Source organism: Mycobacterium europaeum (assembly GCF_034555895.2).
GTDB classification, from domain to species: Bacteria; Actinomycetota; Actinomycetes; order Mycobacteriales; family Mycobacteriaceae; genus Mycobacterium; species Mycobacterium europaeum.
The window spans coordinates 604,011-624,251 of the sequence record NZ_CP157315.1 but is presented as its reverse complement, the minus strand read 5'-3'; the positions used below and the strand labels follow the sequence as shown (position 1 = coordinate 624,251).

Below are 20,241 nucleotides of genomic sequence, written 5' to 3'. Positions count from 1 at the left end.
GCGCCCATCCCAGGGTTCAACGGGGGCGTTTCAAACCGGGCACACAGTAAGAGTCCGGCCAGAAACTTGGCCGGCGATTAAGCAGGTCATGGGGCTGAACGCCACGGTTGACCGCCCGGAACCTACCCGCCGGTAAATTGCCAACATTTTCCGAATCGTGACTCAAGGATTCCTTAATGGTGGCCCATACGCTCAGTGTCATGTGGATCGACGACACAAGTGCCGACGTCATCAAGGTTGACTTCGAAGCCCTCTACCACGGCGACGTCCTGGTGGAAGGCGAGACCTCCGAGCAGTTCGAAGAACTGCAAGCGGCGAGTTGAGCTGACATGAGTATGCTCGCACGGCTGTTGATGGCCGAACCCGCTGTCAGTCGATGGTTCCGTCGATAAGGTCTCTCTCCGATACGAAAGCCCCCCGCTTCGCGCGGGGGGCTTTCGTGTTCGTGGGACTCAGCGGGGCGCCATGCGGATGGCACCGTCCAGCCGGATGACCTCGCCGTTGAGCATCGGGTTTTCGATGATGTGCACCGCGAGCGCGCCGTACTCGTCGGGGTCACCGAGCCGGGCCGGGTGCGGCACCTGCTTGCCCAGCGACTTCTGCGCCTCCTCGGGCAGCGAACCCAGCAGCGGGGTCTTGAACAGCCCGGGCGCGATAGTCACCACGCGGATGAGCTCGCGCGACAGGTCGCGCGCGATCGGCAGCGTCATGCCGACCACGCCGCCCTTGGACGCCGAGTAGGCGGCCTGGCCGATCTGGCCCTCGAACGCGGCGACCGAGGCGGTGTTGATGATGACGCCGCGCTCCTCCCCGATGGGCTCGGTCCTGGCGATGCGCTCGGCGGCCAGCCGCAGCACGTTGAACGTGCCGATCAGGTTGACCCCGACCACCTTCTTGAAGGCGTCCAGCGGGAACGGGCCGTCCTTGGACAGCGTCTTGATGGCGTTGCCGATGCCCGCGCAGTTGACGTTGATGCGCAGCGGGCCCATCGACTCGGCGGTGTCGAGCGCCTTGCCGACGGCGGCCTCGTCGGTGACGTCGGCCTGCACGAAGCGGGCGCGCTCGCCGAGTTCCTGGACGGCCTCTTCGCCCCGCAGGTCGATCACCACCACCTGCGCGCCGGCGTCCAGCAGCCGCTTGGTGGTGGCCAAGCCCAGGCCCGAGGCGCCCCCGGTGACGACGGCGACGGCGTCCTTGATCTTCATGCGAGTCCTTCCCTGAGAGTCACGTTGCGTCCAGCCAACCAGTTGGTTGGCGACTATACCCAGTCGTTCAACACGGCCGCGACGTCGGGCAGTGGCGCCGCCGGCGGGCGGGGCACGTCGGGCGTGGTGCGCGAGAACCGCGGGGCGGGCAACGGCTGCAAACCGCCGTCCACGTCGTAGAAGGTGTTCCGCTCGGTGATGTGCGGCTCGGTGTGCACCTCGCCGAACGCGAGCACCGGCGTCACGCAGGCGTCGGAATCGGCGAACACCTTTGCCCAATGGTCGCGGTCATGGCCGGCGAAGGCCGCGGTCAGCGCCTCGCGCAACTCGGGCCAGCGGCTGACGTCGTTCTGCGCCGGCAGGTGGGCGGCGTCCAGGCCCAGCCCGGCCAGCATGGCCGCGTAGAACTGCGGCTCGATGGCGCCGACGGCGACATAGCGGCCGTCGGCGCACTCGTAGGTGTCGTAATACGGCGCGCCGCCGTCGAGCATGTTGGTGCCGCGCGCGTCCGACCACATGCCCAGCCCCCGCATGGCCCACATCATCTGGATCAGCACGCTGGAGCCGTCGACCATGGCGGCGTCGATCACCTGTCCCTTGCCGGAGGCCTGCCGCTCCCACAGCGCGGACAGGATCCCGACCAGCAGGAACATCGAGCCGCCGCCGAAGTCGCCGACCAGGTTCAGCGGCGGCACCGGTCGCTCGCCGGCCCGGCCGATGGCGTGCAGGATCCCGTTGAGCGAGATGTAGTTGATGTCGTGGCCCGCCCGCTGACTGCGCGGGCCGGTCTGTCCCCAGCCGGTCATCCGGGCGTAGATCAGCCGCTCGTTGACCGCGGCGCACTGTTCGGGCCCGAGGCCGAGCCGCTCGGTGACGCCGGGGCGGAAGCCCTCGATCAACACGTCGGCCCTGGCGACCAGCTCGAGCACGACGGCTCGGCCCTCGTCGGACTTGAGGTCGACGGCCAGGACGCGCCGGTTGCGCAGCATGGCGTCCTTGGCGACACCGCCGGGACCGCTGGACGGCCGGTCGATGCGCACCACGTCGGCCCCCAGATCGCCCAGGATCATCGCCGCATGCGGCCCCGGCCCGATGCCGGCCAACTCGACGACCCGAAGTCCCTTCAGCGGTCCAGCCACGACCCACCGACCTTTCGTCTGCTCTGACGCCCGTTGTTGTTGGCATCTTCGCAGCCGGCCCCAGCGGGCGCGCAGCCCGGTCACTTAGGGTGAGCCCATGCCGCAATCCGCGATCGACACCCTGACCCCCGTCGCAGGCCTATCCGTCACGCTGTCCGACGGCGTGCTGGCGGTGACCATCGACCGGCCCGACAGCCTCAATTCGCTGACCGTGCCGGTGATTACCGGGATCGCCGACGCGATGGAACGCGCGGCGACCGACCCGGAGGTGAAGGTGGTGCGCCTCGGCGGTGCGGGCCGCGGCTTCTGCTCCGGCGCGGGGATCAGCGCCGACGACGTGTCCGGGACCACGCTCTCGCCGGACGAGATCGTGTGCGAGATCAACCGGCTGATCCGGGCGATCGCCGCCGTGCCGCACCCGGTCGTCGCCGTGGTTCAGGGACCGGCGGCCGGCGTGGGCGTCTCGCTGGCGCTGGCGTGCGACATCGTATTGGCTTCGGAGAGCGCCTTTTTCATGCTCGCCTTCACCAAGATCGGCTTGATGCCCGACGGCGGCGCGTCGGCGCTGATCGCCGCCGCCGTCGGCCGCATCCGGGCGATGCACATGGCGCTGCTGCCCGAACGCCTCCCGGCCGCCGAGGCGCTGTCCTGGGGGCTGGTCAGCGCCGTCTACCCCGCCGACGAATTCGAGGCCGAGGTGGACAAGGTGATCGCCAGGCTGTCGGCGGGCCCCGTGGCCGCGTTCGGCAAGACCAAGCTCGCGATCAACGCCGCCACGCTCACCCAGCTGGATCCGGCGTTGCAGCGCGAATACGAGGGGCAGGCCGTCCTGCTGCGATCCCACGACTTCGTCGAGGGCACAAAGGCTTTCCAGGAGCGTCGCGCCCCCGAGTTCACCGATCGCTGACGGCGTGGCGCTTACCGGCGGCCGATGCCGGTAATCCTCCCTCGCGTCGGGCCCCGATAATTGGAAGCGACGGACGGAGAATCCATGGCTGGACAGGTGCGGTGTCTGGTGACCGGGGCGACCGGCTACATCGGTGCCCGGCTGGTGCCGCGACTCTTGGACGAAGGCCACCCGGTGCGCGCCCTGGCCCGCAACCCGGCGAAGCTGGCGGACGTGCCGTGGCGGCAGCAGGCGGAGGTGGCGCGCGGCGACCTCGGTGATCTCGATTCCCTGGTCGCGGCGTTCGACGGAATCGACGTCGTCTACTACCTGGTGCATTCGATGGGCTCGGCGAAGGATTTCGCCGACGAGGAGGCGCGCGCGGTGCGCAACGTCGTCACCGCGGCCCGTCGCACCGGCGTGCGGCGCATCGTGTATCTGAGTGGGCTGCATCCCGAGGGCCGCAAGCTCTCGCCGCACCTCGAGTCGCGGGCGGCGGTGGGCGACGCGCTCATCGCCTCGGGCATCGAGACGCTGGTGCTGCAGGCGGGCGTCGTCGTCGGCTCTGGGTCGGCGTCGTTCGAGATGATCCGGCACCTCACCGACCGGTTGCCGGTGATGACCACCCCGAAGTGGGTGCACAACAAGATTCAGCCGATCGCGGTGCGCGACGTGCTCTACTACCTGGTCGCCGCGGCGACGGCGGCGGTGCCGGCCTCGCGCACCTGGGACATCGGCGGACCCGACGTCTTGGAGTACGGCGACATGATGCGCGTCTACGCCGACGTCGCGGGGCTGGGCAAGCGCTATCTGATCGTGCTGCCGTTCCTGACGCCCACGATCGCCAGCCTCTGGGTCGGTACGGTGACGCCGATCCCGCCGGGCTTGGCGCGCCCCCTGATCGAGTCGCTGGAATGCGACGCGGTGATGCGCGACCACGACGTCGACAGCGTCATCGCGCCCCCGCCGGGCGGTCTGACCGACTACCGCCGGGCCGTCGAGCTGGCGCTCGCGCGCGCCGCGCGGGGTGTCCCGGAACCCTCGTGGTCGTCGTTGCGGTCCGAGCCGGCCGAAGCGCTGCCCAGCGACCCGGAGTGGGCGGGGGAAATCGTCTATACCGATGCGCGCACCGCCCACAGCCCCGCCGAACCCGCCGCGGTCTGGAAAGCGGCGGAGGACGCCGTGACCTCGCGGACGGGCTGGAAGCTCGAGGAGCGTGCCCCGGGGACACTGTTGCGGCTGCGCTCCACGAAGCGGGCGCCGGGACGGGAATGGCTCGAGATCACGGTCACGCCGCAAGACGGCCGCGGCAGCCGCTACTCCCAGCGGTCCATCTTTTTGCCGAGGGGCATCCCGGGGCGGGTGTACTGGTTGTTCGCGCGGCCGGTTCACGCCGCCCGGATGCGTGCGCTGGCCCGCGAGGTCGTCGGCCCGGCCCGATAACCGGCGTCAGACCCCGAACATCGGGGGCAGCACGAGGACCATGATCAGCCCCCACACCAGGTGGGTGAGCATCGGCGCCAGGACGCCGCCGGTCGCCCGGCGCTCGAATGCGCATACCGTCCCCAGGATGACCGCGGCGAAGCCGAGCATGGGGTTGCCGCTGGCCAGCGTCGCGCCGGTGTAGAGGACGGTCGAGATCAGGACGGGGTGATAGCGCCCCAGGGCGGTGTAGAGGGCGCCGCGAAAGAACACTTCCTCGGCGACGCCGTTGACCAGGGTGATCGCCACGATCACCGGATACCACCCGTGGTGGGCGTATTCCAGCACCCGGGTGATCAACTCCGCCACCGGCGTGATCTCCCGGGCGATCAGCCCGCCCGCCACGAACACCGCGCCGAGCAGGAGGCCGATGGTCGTCCCGGTGATGACCGGGCGTTGATTGCGGCCGCGCCAGCAGATGCCGCCGAGGTGCAGCGGGCCGGAGATGAGCCCGCCGGCGAACCACACCCCCGCCAGCGCCAGGGTCAGCCAGTAGAAGCTCGACTCCCCCGGGTGGCGCCGCAGCGAGAACCCGAGCATCGCGGCGCCGATGACCAGCGTGACCGTCACGATGACGCGCCGGCGTCGCACGACGGCGGGCGATTCGTGGTGGGGCACAGCGACTTTGGTGAGCGCGCGCCACCACTCGGACAGCACGCCGGTGTTGGACGGGGCGGTTGACTGGCTCATGCGGGATGCACCTTCGGGGTCAGGGCGATCAGGAGGTCGAGGCCGGTTCGAAGCGCGCCGGCGAGCGGACCGGGGACCATGCCCACCAGCCCCAGAGCCGGCCGCACGACGGGCGGGGTGAGGCGGCGGGCCAGGTGGCGGATGCGCCGCACGTCACCGCCGGCCCACGCGGGGTCGGTGTCGGCGAGGTGATGGGGATCGGCCAGGGCGTTGACCGGGGACGGGCGATTCGGCTGATCGGCCAAGGCTAGGGCAATGGCCCGGTCCACGCCGAGCAACCCACCGGGCGGGTCGGCCACGCGATCGCGCAGGCCGCGCTTGGACGCCACCATCGGATGATCGAGCGATTCGACGAGATCGCCGGCCAGCCCCGGCGGTACGGGCAGGGCGACGCCGGTGATCAGCGACGCCAACGCCGTGTCGACCCTGCCCACCGGCACCCCGGCGTGCCACCGGCCGGAGATGCGCGTATACGCCTTGAGCAGCTCGCGGTAGGACGTCGTGTCCGGGCCGCAGATGTCGTACGCGCCCGCCGGCACCAGGCCGGGGTCGGCGGCGGCGACCAGGTAGTGCAGGACATCGCGAATCGAGATCGGGTCGATCGGGTTGTCCATCCAGCTCGGTATCGGGATGAGCGGAAAACGGTCACCGACGTAGCGCATCATCTCGAACGAGGTCGATCCCGCGCCGATGATCATCGCCGCGCCCAGCCACACCACCTCCGGCCCGCCCGGAACCGTCAGCGCCGCGGCCACCTCGGCCCTGCTCGTCAGGTGCTCGGACAGCACCTCGTCGGCGGGCACGAATCCGCCCAGGTAGACGATGCGCCGCACGCCGGCGTCCCTGGCCGCCGCCGCCACGTTCGCGGCCGCGGCGTTGTCGGCGTCCCGGAAGCCCGGCTGCCCGATGGCGTGCACCAGGTAATACACCACGTCAACGGGCCCGCATTCGGCGAAGGCCGCGCGGGTGGCGGCGGGATCAGCGGCGTCGAGCGTCACCGGTGTGATCTCGCCGAACCATCCGAACCGGCTGAGGCGCGCGGGGTTCCGGGTGGCGGCCAGGACGTGGTGGCGGTCCGCCAGCAGCGCCGTGACCAGCCGCGACCCGACATAGCCGGTGGCGCCTGTGACCAGGATCCGCATACCTTCGACACTAGCCCGGCGACGATGCGCGTAAACCTCGCGGGCGCGGGGCCTCTCCGCGCGCGCGTAACGCCACGGCGGCGTTCGGCCCGGAATTTCGCCCTGTCGCTACGCTCGCACGCGGGAGGTGCCCACAGCTCGCGGCGTTGAACCCCCGTGTCGGCGGCACCGTGGGTACAAGGAATCCTCGTCAAGAGATAGTGGAGACATGTATTACCTGTTGGTCCTGGCGGTCGGCATCGAACGCGTCGCCGAACTGGTGGTGTCCAACCGGAACGCGCAGTGGTCTTTTGCCCAGGGTGCCAAGGAATTTGGTCGCCCGCATTACCCGGTGATGGTGCTCGTCCATACCGCGCTGCTGGTCGGCTGCATCGTCGAGCCGTGGGCGCTGCACCGGCCGTTCATCGGATGGCTGGGCTGGCCGATGCTGGCGGTGGTGGCGCTCAGCCAGGGCCTGCGCTGGTGGTGCATCGCCACACTGGGCCGGCGGTGGAACACCCGGGTGATCGTGCTGCCGAACGCCCCCCTGGTGCGGCAGGGCCCCTACCGGTGGCTGCACCATCCCAACTACGTTGCAGTGGTGGCTGAGGGGTTGGCGCTGCCGTTGGTGCACACGGCGTGGCTGACCGCCGCGCTGTTCACGCTGGCCAACGCGGCGTTGCTCAGGGTGCGGCTGCGGGTGGAGAACTCGGCTCTGGGCTACACGTGAGCGAGTACGACACCGATCTGTTGGTCGTCGGCGGCGGACCGGGTGGTCTGGCCGCTGCACTGCACGCCCGCCGGCATGGGCTCTCGGTGATCGTCGCCGACCCGCGCGAGGGTCCCATCGACAAGGCGTGCGGTGAGGGCCTGATGCCCGGCGGCCTCGCCGAGCTGATATCCCTCGGCGTCGACCCGGCCGGCATGCCCTTTCACGGAATCGCCTACGTCAGCGAACACCGCCGGGCGCAGGCGCGGTTTCACCGCGGGCCCGGCCGCGGGGTGCGACGGACCACGCTGCACGCGGCGCTGGCCGCACGCGCGAAAGAGCAAGACGCCGAACGGCTTCGGGCGCGGGTGACCTCCGTGCAGCAGGACGCTCGCGGGGTGACGGCCGCCGGTGTGCGCGCGAAATGGATGGTCGCGGCCGACGGACTGCACTCACAGGTCAGGCGGTCCGTCGGGATCGCGGCGACGGCCGGAACACCGCGGCGCTACGGCGTGCGCTGGCATTACCGGATTCCGGCCTGGTCGGAATTCGTCGAGGTGCACTGGTCGCGGTGGGGCGAGGCGTATGTGACGCCGGTGGAGCCGGATCTGGTCGGCGTGGCGATCCTCTCCCGCGGCCGGCCCGACCTCGCCTGGTTCCCCGGGCTGGCCCGGCGATTGGCGGGCGCGGCCCGCGGGCCGGCCCGGGGATGCGGCCCGCTGCGGCAGGTGGTGTCCGGACGGGTCGCGGGGCGGGTGCTCCTGGTGGGCGACGCGGCCGGCTACGAGGACGCGCTGACCGGCGAGGGCATCAGCCTGGCGGTCAAGCAAGCGGCCGCCGCCGTCGCCGCGATCGTCGACGAAGCGCCGGAGTCGTATGAGCCTGCGTGGCAACGGATCACCCGCAGCTATCGACTGCTCACCCGCGGGCTGGTGCTGGCCAGCACCCCGCCGGCGGCCCGCCGCGCCATCGTGCCGGCCTGCACGCTGCTGCCCGGCGCGTTCCAGCGCGGGGTGAACGTCCTGGCGGGCTAGCGGGCCTTCCAGACCGGCTCGCGCTTCTCGGCGAACGCCAGCGGCCCCTCCTTGGCGTCCTCCGACCGGAGCAGGTCGCGCATCTCGTTCATGGTGCGCGCCCAACCGGCTTCCTCGTCGGTGACGACGCCGTCGTCGACCCCGTAGGCGATGCGCTTGCTGGCCTGTACCGACAGCGGCGCGTTGACGGTGACCCGCGCGGCCAGGGCCAGTGCGGCCTCCAGCACCGTGCCCTCCTCGACGACCTGGTTGATCAGGCCCCATTCGAAGGCGTCGGCGGCGGTGATCGGCTCGCCGGTCAACAGCAGCTCCATCGCCACTTTGCGCGGCAGCTGCTGCACGATCCGGAAGACGCCGCCGGCGGCCGCGATGAGCCCGCGTTTGACCTCCGGCAGGCCGAACTGGGCCCGCTCGTCGGCCACCACCAGGTCACTGGCCAGGGCCAGCTCGGTGCCCCCGCCGAACGCGGTGCCGTTGACCGCCGCGATCGTGGGCTTGTCGATGAAGTGGTGCACGTAGCCGGCGAAACCCCACTCGCCGTGGTCGGGGTGATACAGGTTCTCCCGGCGGGAGATCGCCTTGAGGTCGGCGCCGGCGCAGAACGACTTGTCGCCGGCGCCGGTGATCACCACGGCCCGCACCTCGGGGTCGTGCTGCGCCTCGTCGAGCGCGTCGCCGACGCCGACGCTCACCGCGCCGTTGACCGCGTTGCGGGCCTCGGGCCGGTTGATCGTGATCACCATGACGTTGCCGCGGCGTTCGACCAGCACCGCCGGCTGGTCGGCCGGGGCGTCCGTCACAGGAGCTCCACGATGGTGGCGTTGGCCTGGCCGCCACCCTCGCACATGGTCTGCAGGCCGTAGCGAATTCCCTTGTCCCGCATGTGGTAGAGCAGCGTGGTCATCAACCGCGCACCAGAACCACCGAGCGGGTGGCCCAGCGCGATGGCACCGCCGTTGGGGTTGAGCTTGTTCTCGTCGGCGCCGATGTCCTTCAGCCACGCCAGCGGAACGGGCGCGAACGCCTCGTTGACCTCGTAGGCGCCGATGTCGCCGATGGAGAGGCCGGACTTCTTCAGCGCCTTCTGGGTCGCCGGGATGGGCGCCGTCAGCATGATCACCGGGTCGGCGCCGGCCAGTACCGCGGTGTGCACCTTGGCGATCGGCTTGAGGCCGAGTTCCTTGGCCTTCTCGGCGGACATGAACAGCAGCGCGGCCGAACCGTCGGTGATCTGCGAGGAGTTTCCGGCGTGGATGACGCCGTCTTCCTTGAACGCCGGCTTCAGCGACGCCATCTTCTCCATCGGGGTGCCGCGGCGGATGCCCTCGTCCTTGAGGACGACGTTGCCATCCTGATCCTTGATGCCGACGATCTGGTCGTCGAACGCACCGGAATCCTGTGCCGCGGCGGCCTTTTCGTGTGATCCGAGCGAGAACTCATCGAGGGCGAGTCGGTCGAAGCCCCACTGCTCGGCGATCATTTCCGCACCGATGCCCTGGTTCGGCGTCCGGTGGTAGCGGTCCTTGAAAGCCTGGGGGTACGGGTTGCCGCCGTTGGCCAGCGACGATCCCATCGGCGTCCGCGACATCGACTCGACACCGCCGGCGACGACGACGTCGTAATGTCCGGCGACCACGCCGGCCGCGGCGAAGTGGATGGACTGCTGGCTCGACCCGCACTGGCGGTCGACGGTCACGCCGGGCACGGTCTCGGGCCAACCGGCGGCCAGCAGCGCGGTGCGGCCGATGTCGAGGGCCTGCTCACCGGCCTGCATCACGCAGCCCCAGATGACGTCGTCGACAATTCCCGGGTCGATACCGGCCTTATCGACCAGCCCGTTGAGGACCTGCGCCGACAGGTCGGCCGGGTGCACCCCGGCCAGTCCGCCGTTGCGCTTCCCGAGCGGTGAGCGAACTGCCTCGACGATGACGGCTTCGGCCATGCTTGTGTCTCCTTTGACGCTGGAACCTCAGGTATCGGTGAAAGTGAGCCTCGGGTCGATTGTCAACCAACGCGTTGGGAGGGCGCGGGGCGGGGTGGGTTTGGTTGCGCGTCGCGGCCGCGCCGAGATTGCCGCGGTGGTCGCGACCCGCACGCGAGGCTCTACCGTGGCGGCAATCCCGGCGAACAGTGAACCCCTAGACGGCGGGGTAGGCCACCGACTTGATCTCGGTGTACTGGTCGAACCCGGCGACGCCGTTCTGGCGTCCCACGCCGCTGTACTTGTAGCCGCCGAAGGGTGTGTCGGCGCCATACGGTGCGCCGCCGTTGACACCCATGAAGCCGGCCCGGATCCGCCGCGCCACGGCCAGCGAGCGCTCCAGCGACCCCGACATCACGTTGCCCGCCAATCCGTACTTGCTGTCGTTGGCGATCCGGATCGCGTCCTCTTCGTCGTCGAACGGGATGACGCACAGCACGGGCCCGAAGATCTCCTCCTGGGCGATCGTCATGGAGTTGTCGACGTCGGTGAAAAGCGTTGGCCGGACGAAGAATCCCTTGTCGAAACCGGTGGGTGCGTCGGGGCCGCCGACCAGAGCCGTCGCGCCCTCCTCCACGCCCTTGCGGATGTAGCCCATCACGCGGTTGCGCTGCACCTCGGAAATCACCGGGCCGCACAGCGTTCCGGGGTCCTGCGGGTCGCCGCACGTGACGTTCTCGTAGATGCTCTTGAGAATCTCCACGCCCTCGTCGTAGCGCGACCGCGGCAGCAGCATCCGGGTGGGGTTCGCACAGCCCTGCCCGGCGTGCATGCACGGCGCGATGCCGATCGCGCAGGCCATCCCGAAATCGGCGTCCTCGAGCACGATGGTGGCCGACTTGCCGCCGAGCTCCAGGAACAGCCGCTTCATGGTCGCGGCGCCCTTCTCCATGATCCGCTGGCCGACCACCGTCGAGCCGGTGAACGAGATCAGGTCGACCTTGGGTGAGAGCGTGAGCTCTTCGCCGACAAAGTGATCCGATGCGGTGACGACGTTGACGACGCCCGCGGGAATGTCGGTCTTCTCGGCGATCAGCCGGCCGAGCCGGGTCGCGTTGAACGGCGTGTTGGGCGCCGGCTTCAGCACGACGGTGTTGCCGGTGCCCAGCGCCTGTCCGAGCTTGTTGAGGGTGACCTCGAACGGGAAGTTCCACGGCACGATCGCGCCGACCACGCCCACCGGCTCGCGCCAGACCTTGCGGGTGGTCAGCGTGCCGGTCAGGCTGATCACCTTGTCGCCCAGGTCGGTCTCCCAGGCGTATTCGTCGATCAGCCTGGCGGGGTAGCGCAGCCCGTCTTCCAGTGGGGCGTCCAGCTGGGGGCCGAACGTGATCGCCCGGGGCGAGCCCACCTCCATGATGAGCTCCTCGCGCAGCTCTTCCTTCTCCGATTCGATCGCCTCGTGCAGCTGCAGCAGGCAGCGCTTGCGCAGTTCGCGGTTGGTCGACCAGTCGGTCTCGTCGAAGGCCCGCCGGGCGGCGTCGATCGCCCGGTGCATGTCCTCCTTGGAGGCGTCGGCGACCTCGCCGAGCGGCTCCTCGGTGGCGGGGTTGATATTGGTGAAGGTGCCGGCTTGGCCGTCGACGAGCTTGCCGTCGATCATCATCTTCGGCTCGAAACGAACCTTTACAGCCTCGGTCATAACTGTCACTCTCTTTTGAATCGCGAAGGGGCTACGGAGAGCCTTACCGGAAACTAGCCGATTGGCAAGCTGCAACCTCTGCGGGGCTGGTCATCGGGGGTCGAAAAGCACCGGCACTGACGTCGGCGAGCGGAAGACCTGCCCGCGGATGTGTGGGTCGTCCGCGTCGGGGTCCAGCCGCAGGTTCGGCAGCCGGTCCAGCAAAAGGTTGACGGCGGTGCGCATTTCCAGCCGCGCCAGGTGCATGCCGAGGCAGACGTGCACGCCGTGCCCCCAGCCCAGGTGCGCCCTGGGCGAGCGGAAGATGTCGAACGTGTCCGGATCGGGGTAGCGGTCTTCCTGCCGGTTGGCCGCACCCAGCATCGGCATGACGGTCGAGCCGGCCGGGATCGCCACCCCGGCGAGTTCGGTGTCGCGGGTGGCCACCCTGGTGATGGTGAGCAGCGGCGGTTCCCACCGCACACCCTCCTCGATGGCCTGCGGCAGCAGCGACCGGTCCGCGCGGATGGCGGCCAGCTGCGCGGGATCCGACAGCAGCGCCAACAGCAGGCTGCCCAGCGACCGGTAGGTCGTCTCCACCCCGGCGGGCAGCAGCAAGCGCAGGAACGAGTAGATCTCCTCGTCGTCGAGCTTCTCGCCGTCGATCTCGGCCTGGGCCAGCGCGCTGATCAGATCGTCCTTGGGTTCGGCCCGCCTGGCCCGCAGGATCGGCGCGAAGTACTCGCACAGCGCCGCCGAGGCGGCAAGGCCGCGTTCGGGATTCAGGATCCAGCTGAGCAACGAGATGGACCATCGTTGGAACTGGGGATAGTCCTCCTCCGGCAGGCCCAGCAGGCCCGCGATGATCCGGCTCGGGTAGTCGAAGGTGAATTCCTTGACCAGGTCGGCCTTGCCGTTCGCCGCGAACCGGTCGATCAGACTGTTTCCCACGCGGCCGACCAACTCGTCCTCCCAGCGCGCCAAAGCTTTCTGCGAGAACGCCTTTGACACCAGCGAACGCAACCGGCCGTGCACCGGCTCGTCCATGCCGAGCATCACGCGCTCCCCCAGCACGGGGCCGAACGCCGCGATGACCGCCGCCGACGAGAACGTCTCGTTGTCGCGCAGCATCTGCTGCGCTTCCTCGAAGCGGTAGACGATGAAGACCGGTTTGGACTCCTCGTGCGGCATCCCGGAAACATCCAGGCGCTGAACGGGCTCCTCGCGCCGCAGCCGCGCCAGCTCGGTGTACGGGTCGCGGACGTCGCCGGAGACGGCGTCGTCGAAGGCGCCGAAGTCGTCCAGGTCGTCGAATAGCTGTTCCATCAATGCTCCCTCACTTCGCTTTTCGGGCCGCCAGGCGCTGCAGGATCGGCTGCGGCACAATCCGCGCGACGAACACCATCGCCTTTTGACCCGTTGTCAATGGCCACGCCCCATCCCGCATCGAACCCTGCCTCGGTATGCCCAGCACGATCCGCGACACGTGGTGCATGCCGGAGGACGGAAGAATCCTGTTGGCGGCCAGCAACATCGAGGCGTCCGGTCCTACACCGCGGCGGCGGAACGGCGCGTGGTCATCCAGCGCCTTGAGCAGACCGTCGGTGAACCGCTCGGGTGGCCGGGCCAGTTTCATCGCAAAGCGCCCGCGGCTGTTCATGGTGTGGTGCAGCCGCGCGTACGGGCCGCCGAAATCGCGATTGTCGGTGGTGCCCGCGTCGGTGATGATCTCGGTGTCATACGTGCCGGCGACCAACACGGTGACACCCAAACCGAAGGGCGCTATCTCGCACGCCATCGATTCCCCCCACCGCTCCAGCGCGCCCTTGGCCGCCGAGTACGGCGCGGTGGCCGGCTGCCCGCGCACCCCCGCCGCGCTCGACACCAGGACGATGCGTCCCCGTCCCGCCGCCCGCATCGACGGCAGCAGCGCCTGGGTGAACGCGACGGGGCCCAGGACACTGGTGGCAAACATGCTCTGCCACAACGCCATGTCGGTCTCCTCGACCATCCCGGCGGCCGAGATCCCGGCGTTGTGCACCAGCCCGTCGGGTGCGCCGACGGCTTCCCCGATGGCCTTGGCCGCCGCCGCGATCGACGCCGGGTCCAACAGGTCGAGCTGCACGCCGATCAGCCGGTCGTCGCCTTCCTCGGCGCCCGTAGCCTCCCGGAGCAACGGGAGGCCGCGGTCGGGGGTCCGCATCGCCGCGACCACCCGCCAGCCTTCGCGGTACAGGCGCACGGTCGAGGCAAACCCCAGACCGCGGGAGGCACCCGTGATGACGGCGGTGCGCGGCTCAGCCATGCGCGCCCGCGGTTGCGCAGGGGCCACTGCCCGGCGGCGGCGGATCCACCTGGGGCCGCCCGTTTGGCTCCCCGCTCGCCCAGGTCGACCAGATGCCGACCGAGTACGGGCCCTGGGCGCCGGCCTTCTCGTAATAGCCCTGCGGGTCATACACTTTGGCCTCCGGGTAGGGCCACGGGCAGGCCACCGAGGTCGCCGCGTGGCTGACCTTGATGACCCAGAACCACGCCCCGTAGGCGAAATAGGACACGTTGATGATGGCGAACATCACCAGGAAGGTGCCGAGCACCGGACGGGTCGGGAAGATCCTGGCCTTGGCGGCCAGTTTCTCGGCCACCGATTTACCGGTGTCGTCGCGGTAGCACAGTATCGCCGCGGGCACCATCACGAAGGTCACCGAGAACGACTCCCAGATCAGCGGGAACTGGAACGTCGTGCCGGTGAACACCGAACCCCACGGAATCACCTGGGAGTAGATGTACATGCCCATGTGCACGAGCTGGATCTCCAGCCACGCGTCGAAGACGAAGCCGATCGCACAGGTCAGCAGGCCCAAGCTGATCAGCGGATGCCGCGACACGAAAGCCTCGGGCCCTTTGCGCGCCTGCAGTTTGCGCAGGATCCAGACCGCCGGGAAGTACGGACCGAAATAGAAGGTGACGTAACCGAATACGACGAACGGCTCGACGGTCGGCGACAGCGACACCAGCGGCCAGGATTCCGGCCAGTGGATGAGGTCGGGGTTGTACACCGCGAAGGGGGCCCAATTCATGATCGGGTCCTGCCACACGATCAGCGTGGTGCACAGGAACATCAGCATCACGGGGCTGCCCGGGTTGCGGCGCCAGCCCCTGACGAACACCACGAGCAGGACGAGCAGCATGATGACGGTGGAGATGTGCAGGAAGGTGATGTAGTCCAGGCCGAAGATGAACTTCACCGGGCGGGGGCGGCCGTGCACGTTCGGGTTGGCGACACGCGGGTCCAGGGCCACGCGGCAGTTCGCGATGAAGAACAGCGCGAACGCCGCCAGGGCGGCGCCGGCGACCCAGCCGCCCCAGCCGCGTCGCTCGCCCGCGCGCGGCCGCGCCGGGTCGCGTTGCGCGGCAAACGGTGTGGATTGATCAGTGCTCATGGCGTCGGCGCCCTCACTCTCCGAAGCGATCGACCAGGCGCGAGTTGACGCCGTCGGCGTCCAGCGTGCGGGCCACCAGGTACCCCGCGCCCATCCACGCGCGGCGAGTCCATTTCCCGAAGGAGACGCGGGTGCCGGGGGCGCCCGACGCGGCGGGCATCATCTTCACCCGCTCCAGCGCCTCTTTGACCCCGCGCGGGCTCAGCGGGTGCGCGTCGGTGAACGCGCGGACCAGCGTGGCGGCGACGTCGTGGTTGACCACGGGCACGCAGTACTCGGGGCGCCTGCCGCCATACTTGTGCGCGTACTGGTCCAGGAACTCCTGGCCGAGCCGGTTCTCCTCGTCGTACTGGTCGACACCGACCCAGCCCATGAACGCGTTCCACATGATGGGGTTCACCCAGGCGTTCTGGAACGCGGTGGTGGTGAATCGCGGCGGGTCCCAGTCGACGGCCTGCAGCGCGGGGTTGATGAACACGATGCCGAAGCCGAAGCCCAGGTGCACGATCGCCTCCGCCTTGGCGTCGTGCAGCGTCCGGACGGCCTCGTTGATGTCTTGCGCGGTCTGGGCGATCGCCGCTTCGGCGACGATGCGAACGCCGTTGCGGCGGCACGCGGTTCGCAGGTTCTTCAGGTAGCTCTCGCCGATCAGGTTCTGCTCGACGAGGACGCCGATGTCGGTGAGCCCGCGTTTGGCGACGAGGTCGGCGATGAAGATCGGCTCGTCGGTCATCGACCCCTGGGGGAAGGCGAATGTCCATTCCCCCAACCAGTCGTCGGTGCCGGTGACGCTGATCGCGGGTACCTTGAACCGCTCCTCGATCGCCTCGCGGGTCGGGACGCAGTTGTCGGTGATGTGCGGTCCGAACACCACCAGGCAGCCTTCGTCGACGAGCTCGCCGAACGCGTCGATCACGGCCTTGACGGACCCCTTGGGCAGGCCCTCCACCTCGCGGTAGATCATCTGCACCGTGCGATCGATCACGCCCTGTTCGTGGGCTTCTTGGAAGATGAGGTCGAAGCACCGGGTGAAGTCGGCCTTCATCTCCTCGGGAAACCCCGGCGGCAGCGTGAAGTCCATCAGGTAACCGACCTTGATCGGCTCAGCGCTGCTTTCGTAGGACATCCGACCTCCCGGTGAGACACTCGCGCCGACAATTCATTTCGTCGCCCCGCCCAGATAGATCTCGATCATCTCGGTCAGGGCCCTGCCCACCGCCGCGTCGTCGGTGAGCGGGCCGGCGATCGCCGCCCCGGCCGCATCCGCCATGGTCAGCCCCTCTGCGACGAGCCTGCCCGCCGCGATCAGCACGCGGGTCGACGCGACCTCGCGCAGGCCGCCGGTTTCCAGCCGGCGGATGGCTTGTCCGAACCGCACCAGCTCCGCGGCGGTGGTGCCGTCCACGCCCGCCTCGTGTGCGACGATCCCCTCCTCGACATCGGCTGGGGGAAAGTCGAATTCGATGGCGACCATCCGCTGCCGGGTCGAGTCCTTGAGGTCCTTCAGCACGCTTTGATAACCGGGGTTGTAAGACACCACCAGCCCGAATCCCGGCGCCGCGTCCAGCGTGACGCCGAGACGCTCGATCGGCAGCTGCCGCCGGTGATCCGCGAGCGGATGCAGCACCACGGTGGTGTCCTGCCTGGCCTCCACCACCTCGTCCAGATAGCAGATCGCCCCCTCGCGCACCGCCCGCGTCAGCGGGCCGTCCACCCACACGGTCTCGTCGCCCTGTAGCAGGTACCGGCCGACGAGGTCGGCCGTGGTGAGGTCGTCATGGCAGGCGACGGTGATCAGCGGGCGGCCGAGATCGTGGGCCATCGCCTCGACGAATCGGGTCTTGCCGCAACCCGTCGGCCCCTTCAGGACGAGCGCCAGGCCCTGGCGGTAGGCCGCCTTGAAGACGGCCTCCTCGCCGCCGATCGCCCGATAGTAGGGCCGCGTCCCCTCCGCCTCGGGGATCGCGCCGTTCCGGTACGCAAGCCCGGACTCGTTGGCCATAGCTTCCCTTCTGCCCCCACGGTGAAACGGAGCCTATCGCGGAACAGATGTTTGTTTCAAGAGCTCTGACTTGCGTGTTTGGGCTTCGTATCTGAAACACGCGGGTGCCGCGGCATCGTGCGACCGACCTCCGCCGAGCGCAGTGCGGAGCGGAACAGCGGCCCGATCACGGCGGCGAGTTGGTCGGGGCGCGCGACCGTGGCGTGCGCGGCGCTGCCGAACACCCGGCGCACCGACGCCGCGTCGGTCCCGGCGCCGATGGTCAGGCAGGCGCAGCCGATGCCGCGCCGGCGGGCCTCGGCCAGGGCGCGGCGCGCGTCGGCGGCGCCATAGGCCCGCTCATATCCGTGGTCGTAGGCGAGCCCGTCGGAGAGCACCACCAGCAGCCGCCGTGTCGTGCCCCCGCGGGCATCCAGCACGGCCGACCCGTGCCGGATGGCCGCGCCGAGCCGGGAGTACCCGCCGGGCTCAAGGCTGTTGAGCCGCTTCATGACCCGGGTGTCGAGGTGCTCGTCGAATCGCTTGACCGGCACCACGCTGACCGCGCCCCGGCCCTGCGAGTAATAGGCGTAGAGCGCGACCCGGTCACCCAGGTCGTGCAGCGCAACCGCGAGGTTGGCGGCTGCCGCGCGTTGTTGCTCGTGCACCGTTCGCCCCACCGTGCCGGGCTCCGCCGCCGACCCCGAAACGTCGAGCAGCAGCAGCACCGACAAATCACGCCTGCGGCGCAGGCTGTCCAGGTACACCGCCTCGTCGGGCATCGAACCGGCCAAGACTTCGACGTGGGCCTCGACCGCCGCGTCGATGTCGATGTCGTCGCCCTGCGGCTGCCGGTGGTGTCGGTGCAGCCCCATGCCCAGCCGCGATAGCGGGCGGCCAACGCCGACGGCCGCTTCGATCGCATGCGTCGCCGACGCCTTGAGCGTCGGCTCGACCTCGCGGACGGTGCACCACTCGGGCCGGTATTTCCCGTGCGCGACATCCCATTCCGGGTACTTCAGGCCGTCCGCGGCCGTCGGGGCCCGCCGCTCTGCCCCATCCTCGCCCGACGTGGCGGCCAGCGATGTCACCGCGTGCGATCCGCGCTTGGCACTGTTGGTCCGGTGCGTCGGCGTGTCGGCGCCGGGTGGCCCGCCGCCGCTGCCGGTCTTGCGCGCGGAAGACAGCATCTTCTTCAGCCACTTGCCGATGAAGCCGCCGCCGCCCACCGGGCTGGTGAACGTATCGGGCTCATCGGCATCGTCGATCGCGCCGTCCTCGAGTTCATCCAGTTTGCCCGCCGGGCCCCTGGGGGCGTGTCCGTGCTCGTGGCCACCCCGTTGTTCCGCCGCGCGAGCGGACGCGGCCAGTACCTTCGCGGGGCGAATGACGCCGAATTCCGGTGCGGGGTCGTCGATCGTCGCGCGCCTTCGGGCGATTCGCAGCGAAGCGACGGGCGAATCGCTGCGCTTCGCGGTGTCCCGGTCGGCCAGGGATGCCAGGACGCCCGGCAGCAGGTGGCCATTCGCGACGACCGCCCGGTGCCCCTCCACCGCCAGGTAGCGCCTGGCCAGCCGGGGGTGGCGCAGTAGGCGGCGCATGATGCCCGGGTCCAGGCTGCCGGCCGCGATCATCGAGGCTTGCACGGCAACGGCTTCGAGCCGCTCGCGGGCGCTCGCGCCGGCGTCGACGTGGATGGTCTGGCCGTCGGTCCACGACGGCTCCCCCGGCCGCAGCTCGGTCACCGCCACCGCGCGGCCCGCCAGCGCGGCCGCGAGCATGCCGAGCCCCGGCAGCCGGTCGCCGCGAACGTCGGTGGACACGCTCATCTCCGCACGGTTTGGACTGCGTTGACCAAATATCTGTTCCACCGTAGAGTCCGGGGCCACCGCAGTCAATCGGGGCAAGGAGCACGTGGTGATTGACTTCACCGGCCAGGTCGCCGTGGTCACCGGCGCCGGCCGTGGACTCGGCCGGCTGTACGCGCTGGACCTGGCGCGCCGGGGCGCCGCGGTGGTGGTCAACGATGTCGGCGGCTCGATGCGCGGCGAGGGCGCCGACTCCGGCGTCGCCGACGATGTGGTCGAGGAGATCAGGAAGGCCGGCGGCAGCGCCATCGCCTCCTACGACTCGGTCGCCAATCCCGCGGGCGGCCAGGCGATCATCGACGCGGCGTTGGACGCATTCGGGCGGCTGGACGCGGTGATCAGCAACGCCGGCATCTTCGGCAGCGCGCCCTTCGAGGACCTCTCGCTCGACGACTGGGCCCGCATGCTTCGTGTTCATCTCGACGGCGGCTTTCAGCTGTCTCAGCCCGCATACCGCGTGATGAAGGACAACGGAGGCGGGCGGTTCGTGTTCATCTCCTCGTCGGCCGGGGTCTTCGGCCAGCCGATGGAAGCCCACTACGCCGCGGCGAAGGCCGGCCTGGTGGGGCTGACGAACGTGATCGCGATCGAGGGCGAGGCACACGGCATCGTCGCGAATTCCGTTATGCCGACCGGCTTCTCGCGAATGGTAACCGAGACCGTCGGCGACGAGAGATTCCTCGCCGAATCCGGATTCATGCAGGCCATCAGGCCAGAGCTCGTGGTGCCGCTGGTGACCTTCCTCGCCAGTAGCGCGTGCACGTTCACCCACCGTAATTATTCGGCCGCCGCCGGCCGCTACGCGCGCGTGTTCGTCGGCCTGAGCGAAGGATGGCTTGCGGACGCCCGGAGCCAACCCACGGCCGAAGACATCCAGGCGCACCTCGAGGAGATCTCGTCGACGGAGAAGTTCTTGGTGCCCGCCTCGATCGTGGACGAGGTGCTCGAGGTGTGTGGGCGCCGCGGCGTCAGCGCGATGCCCGGTGACGGCGATGTCGCCTTCCCCGAGCCACGGCGGAGCTGACGCTGCGCGCCGCCGTTGTTGACCGGCTATCCGCTCAACCGTAAAGTCCGGCTAGGTGCC

At 69.6% G+C, this 20,241-nt stretch carries 19 protein-coding genes; 6 read left to right on the top strand and 13 right to left on the bottom strand.

The window, feature by feature from the left end; translation table 11 throughout:
- Positions 1–200 precede the first annotated feature (200 nt).
- On the top strand, positions 201–323 hold the full coding sequence (locus U8D42_RS03150) for a hypothetical protein (protein WP_085981634.1): 123 nt from the start codon (positions 201–203) through the stop codon (positions 321–323).
- 129 nt (positions 324–452) lie between these two features.
- On the opposite strand, the gene U8D42_RS03145 is transcribed toward U8D42_RS03150, so the two are convergent.
- Complete coding sequence (locus U8D42_RS03145; RefSeq protein WP_322859265.1) at positions 453–1,205, bottom strand: 3-hydroxyacyl-CoA dehydrogenase; 753 nt, start codon at positions 1,203–1,205, stop codon at positions 453–455.
- A 53-nt stretch (positions 1,206–1,258) separates the two neighbouring features.
- Positions 1,259–2,344 (bottom strand): CaiB/BaiF CoA transferase family protein, encoded by a 1,086-nt coding sequence (locus U8D42_RS03140; RefSeq protein WP_322859266.1) that lies wholly within the window; start codon positions 2,342–2,344, stop codon positions 1,259–1,261.
- 97 nt (positions 2,345–2,441) lie between these two features.
- Between U8D42_RS03140 and U8D42_RS03135 the strand changes: the two genes are divergently transcribed.
- The gene (locus U8D42_RS03135; RefSeq protein ID WP_322859267.1) at positions 2,442–3,251 is read left to right on the top strand and encodes an enoyl-CoA hydratase; all 810 of its coding nucleotides are present in this window, start codon (positions 2,442–2,444) and stop codon (positions 3,249–3,251) included.
- 84 nt (positions 3,252–3,335) lie between these two features.
- On the top strand, positions 3,336–4,673 hold the full coding sequence (locus U8D42_RS03130; protein ID WP_322859268.1) for a DUF2867 domain-containing protein: 1,338 nt from the start codon (positions 3,336–3,338) through the stop codon (positions 4,671–4,673).
- Positions 4,674–4,679: 6 nt separating this feature from the next.
- Here U8D42_RS03130 and U8D42_RS03125 read toward each other — a convergent pair whose 3' ends face one another.
- Together U8D42_RS03125 and U8D42_RS03120 are read right to left on the bottom strand one after the other, a co-directional pair.
- Entirely contained in the window at positions 4,680–5,402 is a 723-nt protein-coding gene (locus tag U8D42_RS03125; protein WP_322859269.1) for a CPBP family intramembrane glutamic endopeptidase, read from the bottom strand.
- Positions 5,399–6,544 carry an NAD(P)H-binding protein gene (locus tag U8D42_RS03120; RefSeq protein ID WP_322859270.1) on the bottom strand — a complete coding sequence of 382 codons (1,146 nt, stop codon included), beginning with the start codon at positions 6,542–6,544 and terminating at the stop codon, positions 5,399–5,401. The genes U8D42_RS03125 and U8D42_RS03120 overlap by 4 nt, the downstream gene beginning before the upstream one ends.
- 208 nt (positions 6,545–6,752) lie before the next feature.
- Here U8D42_RS03120 and U8D42_RS03115 point away from each other — a divergent pair, with 208 nt between their 5' ends.
- Positions 6,753–7,253 carry an isoprenylcysteine carboxyl methyltransferase family protein gene (locus U8D42_RS03115; protein ID WP_085240401.1) on the top strand — a complete coding sequence of 167 codons (501 nt, stop codon included), beginning with the start codon at positions 6,753–6,755 and terminating at the stop codon, positions 7,251–7,253.
- Positions 7,250–8,266 (top strand): NAD(P)/FAD-dependent oxidoreductase, encoded by a 1,017-nt coding sequence (locus U8D42_RS03110; protein ID WP_322859271.1) that lies wholly within the window; start codon positions 7,250–7,252, stop codon positions 8,264–8,266. The genes U8D42_RS03115 and U8D42_RS03110 overlap by 4 nt, the downstream gene beginning before the upstream one ends.
- Here U8D42_RS03110 and U8D42_RS03105 read toward each other — a convergent pair.
- From U8D42_RS03105 to U8D42_RS03065, 9 genes are all read right to left on the bottom strand, one after another.
- Positions 8,263–9,009, bottom strand: a complete 747-nt coding sequence (locus U8D42_RS03105; RefSeq protein ID WP_348636957.1) for a crotonase/enoyl-CoA hydratase family protein — start codon at positions 9,007–9,009, stop codon at positions 8,263–8,265. The two genes, U8D42_RS03110 and U8D42_RS03105, sit on opposite strands and share 4 nt — an antisense overlap.
- Positions 9,010–9,062: 53 nt before the next feature.
- The gene (locus U8D42_RS03100) at positions 9,063–10,208 is read right to left on the bottom strand and encodes a thiolase family protein (RefSeq protein WP_322859273.1); all 1,146 of its coding nucleotides are present in this window, start codon (positions 10,206–10,208) and stop codon (positions 9,063–9,065) included.
- A gap of 196 nt (positions 10,209–10,404) precedes the next feature.
- Positions 10,405–11,889, bottom strand: a complete 1,485-nt coding sequence (locus tag U8D42_RS03095) for an aldehyde dehydrogenase family protein (RefSeq protein ID WP_322859274.1) — start codon at positions 11,887–11,889, stop codon at positions 10,405–10,407.
- A gap of 90 nt (positions 11,890–11,979) precedes the next feature.
- Complete coding sequence (locus U8D42_RS03090; protein ID WP_090421164.1) at positions 11,980–13,194, bottom strand: cytochrome P450; 1,215 nt, start codon at positions 13,192–13,194, stop codon at positions 11,980–11,982.
- 10 nt (positions 13,195–13,204) lie between these two features.
- Positions 13,205–14,173 carry an SDR family oxidoreductase gene (locus U8D42_RS03085; RefSeq protein WP_322859275.1) on the bottom strand — a complete coding sequence of 323 codons (969 nt, stop codon included), beginning with the start codon at positions 14,171–14,173 and terminating at the stop codon, positions 13,205–13,207.
- A complete protein-coding gene (locus tag U8D42_RS03080; protein WP_090421167.1) occupies positions 14,166–15,308 on the bottom strand; it encodes a spirocyclase AveC family protein in 1,143 nt (380 codons plus the stop codon). The genes U8D42_RS03085 and U8D42_RS03080 overlap by 8 nt, the downstream gene beginning before the upstream one ends.
- A 13-nt stretch (positions 15,309–15,321) precedes the next feature.
- A complete protein-coding gene (locus U8D42_RS03075) occupies positions 15,322–16,434 on the bottom strand; it encodes an ABC transporter substrate-binding protein (RefSeq protein ID WP_322859276.1) in 1,113 nt (370 codons plus the stop codon).
- Between the two features lie 33 nt (positions 16,435–16,467).
- Positions 16,468–17,310, bottom strand: coding sequence for a CbbQ/NirQ/NorQ/GpvN family protein (locus U8D42_RS03070; protein ID WP_322859277.1), 843 nt, complete (start codon positions 17,308–17,310; stop codon positions 16,468–16,470).
- A 56-nt stretch (positions 17,311–17,366) separates the two neighbouring features.
- Positions 17,367–19,112, bottom strand: a complete 1,746-nt coding sequence (locus U8D42_RS03065; protein WP_431523855.1) for a nitric oxide reductase activation protein NorD — start codon at positions 19,110–19,112, stop codon at positions 17,367–17,369.
- 94 nt (positions 19,113–19,206) lie between these two features.
- On the opposite strand from U8D42_RS03065, the gene U8D42_RS03060 reads away from it, so the two are divergent.
- Entirely contained in the window at positions 19,207–20,181 is a 975-nt protein-coding gene (locus U8D42_RS03060; protein ID WP_322859279.1) for an SDR family NAD(P)-dependent oxidoreductase, read from the top strand.
- The last annotated feature ends 60 nt before the right edge of the window (positions 20,182–20,241 follow it).